Raw genomic sequence first — 2,231 nt, 5'->3', positions numbered from 1 at the left:
GAAACCTCTTGCCAGTCTTCCCATGTTTTCAGGCGCTGTGCATAGATTTCCTTGACCATCGGCAGCAGCACGCCAAACATCAGCCGCAGGGGCGGGTTTTCGCTGTCCACCAGCTTCATCAGCGCGGGCACGGTGGCGGCCGGGTCGCCCATCATGTCGGGGGTCAGCGCGGCGGCCAGTTCGGCCCGCACGCCGTCATAGATCGGCATGGGTGTCGAGGACCGCAGCGAGTTATCCGACAGGAAATCAGTTGCATAGGCGCCCGGCTCGATCAGCGTGACCTTGATGCCGAACTGCGCGACCTCACCCGCCAGTGCCTCGGCGATGCCTTCGACGGCGAATTTCGCGCCCTCATAAATCCCGGCATTCGGCACCGCCACGATCCCCGCGACCGAGGACACCATGATGATATGCCCCGAGCCTTGCGCCCGCAGCAGCGGAATCGCCGCTTGCACAAGATTCAGTGTGCCGAAAACATTGGTTTCGAAATTGGCGCGGGCGTCCTCGATCGTGACTTCCTCGATCGCGCCCATGATGCCGAAACCGGCGTTGGACAGCACCACATCCAGACGCCCGAAATGGTCATGCGCCTGACGCACGGCGGCAAAGACCGCCTCGCGGTCGGTCACGTCCAGCCGGATCGGCAGCAGTGCATCGCCGTATTTCGCCGCCAGATCGGCAAGGCTGTCCAGATTGCGGACGGTTGCCGCAACCTTGTCGCCGCGTTCCAGCGCACCTTCCGCCCAACGACGCCCGAAACCACGGCTTGCGCCGGTAATCAGCCAGATTTTGGTCATGTCATGTCCTTACTTTTTGATGCGCCGCAGCACTTCGCCGCGCAATTCGCTGTTGAAAACCGGATAGCCGTCCAGGCCCACGCGGGCCAAGGCGACGCCGTGCTTCGCGGCGTTTTCGCCGGTGAACTCGTCCGATTGGATAAAGCGGGTCAGGGTCGGCGTGATTGCCTGAACCCGGAAAAGGTGGTGGTCGCGCACGCCCTCGAACTCGCCGGTCAGCGGGTCGGACCAGCCGTATTCCTGGCCTTCCTTATAGATAAAGGTGTGATCGGCCAGCCAGATGCGGCCCATCGTATAGAACTGCGACTGCACCTTGCCGCCGTCGCGGCGGTCGCCGATGATGCCTTTCAGGGTGCTGCTCCAATCGGCCATATGGTCGAAATCGGCCAGCGTGGCCCAGACATCAGCGGCGGGGGCGGCGATCAGCGCTTCGGTATAGACGGAATAATGGCCGTCCTTGTGGCGATAAACGGTAATCTGCTCGATATGTTCGGGAGTATCCGACATGGTGTTTCCTTGGGATGAGTGCGGTGACAAATGGCACCGTTGACAAACTTCGTCAATGTGTCACTGGTTCCGCCCGGATAGCAAAAAAGGACAGGACATGGCCATTCACACCCAGATTTCCGCGACCGAGGCCGCCGACCGGCTGGCGCTGCGCGAGTTGATCGACGCCTATGCCTTCTGCGCCGACAGCCGCGACGCGCAGGGGCAGATGGCGCTGTTTACAACGGACACCGTGTTCGAGGTGTTCATGGACGCCAAAGATCCCACGCCCACGCAGGTCGTGCGCGGTCGCGACGATCTGTTTCCGGTGTTCGACAATCTGAACACCTATCCGCTGACCATGCATTTCAACGGTCAAAGCCGGGTCGAGATCGACGGCGACACCGCCACCGGCCTGACCTATTGTCGCGCCCATCACATCATCGGTCAGGGTGACGCCCGCCAGATCATGATCGCGACGATCCGTTACATCGACCGGATGGTGAAACAGGACGGGGCATGGCTGTTTTCCAATCGCAAGCTTATGGTGGACTGGACCGAAACCCGTCCCTGCCACCCATAGGAGGCCAAAATGACCCCGCGTCTTGAATATTACAAAGCTGCCCCGGATGTGATGAAGGCGATGCTGACGCTGGAGGCTTCGCTGAAGAACCTGTCGATCTCGGCGGCGCTGCGCGAGCTGATCAAGATGCGGGTGTCGCAGATCAACGGCTGCGCCTATTGTCTGGACATGCACGCCCCCGAGGCCCGCAAGGTCGGGATCAGCCAGCAAAAGCTGGACGTTCTGGCGGCATGGCGCGAAAGCCCTGCCTTTGACGCGCGTGAACGTGCGGCGCTGGGTTGGGCTGAATCGCTGACCCGGATCGAGGCGACGGGCGCGCCCAGGGCTGATTACGACCTGCTGGCCGAGGCGTTCAGCCCGCAGGA

4 protein-coding genes are annotated in these 2,231 nt (G+C 61.7%); 2 read left to right on the top strand and 2 right to left on the bottom strand.

Annotated elements, in window-relative coordinates; translation table 11 throughout:
* Together Q4G22_RS15645 and Q4G22_RS15640 are read right to left on the bottom strand one after the other, a co-directional pair.
* Positions 1-797, bottom strand: a 797-nt coding sequence (locus Q4G22_RS15645) for an SDR family NAD(P)-dependent oxidoreductase (RefSeq protein ID WP_303386817.1), incomplete at its 3' end; no start/stop codon positions are given.
* A gap of 9 nt (positions 798-806) precedes the next feature.
* Entirely contained in the window at positions 807-1,304 is a 498-nt protein-coding gene (locus Q4G22_RS15640; protein WP_303386816.1) for an SRPBCC family protein, read from the bottom strand.
* A 97-nt stretch (positions 1,305-1,401) separates the two neighbouring features.
* Here Q4G22_RS15640 and Q4G22_RS15635 point away from each other — a divergent pair, with 97 nt between their 5' ends.
* Together Q4G22_RS15635 and Q4G22_RS15630 are read left to right on the top strand one after the other, a co-directional pair.
* Positions 1,402-1,866, top strand: coding sequence for a nuclear transport factor 2 family protein (locus Q4G22_RS15635; protein ID WP_303386815.1), 465 nt, complete (start codon positions 1,402-1,404; stop codon positions 1,864-1,866).
* A 9-nt stretch (positions 1,867-1,875) separates the two neighbouring features.
* Positions 1,876-2,231: carboxymuconolactone decarboxylase family protein (locus Q4G22_RS15630; RefSeq protein ID WP_303386814.1), on the top strand; the 356-nt coding region annotated here is incomplete at its 3' end.

This window comes from Paracoccus sp. (in: a-proteobacteria), assembly GCF_030538655.1.
Taxonomy (GTDB): Bacteria; Pseudomonadota; Alphaproteobacteria; order Rhodobacterales; family Rhodobacteraceae; genus Paracoccus.
Note: the sequence above shows the minus strand (reverse complement) of the source record. Positions and strands in the feature narration are given on the sequence as shown.

What these genes read in the sequence shown, in the direction of transcription:
- Q4G22_RS15640 (WP_303386816.1), bottom strand. Translation starts at nt 1,304, where the DNA reads ATGTCGGATACTCCCGAACATATCGAGCAGATTACCGTTTATCGCCAC.
- Q4G22_RS15635 (WP_303386815.1), top strand. Translation starts at nt 1,402, where the DNA reads ATGGCCATTCACACCCAGATTTCCGCGACCGAGGCCGCCGACCGGCTG.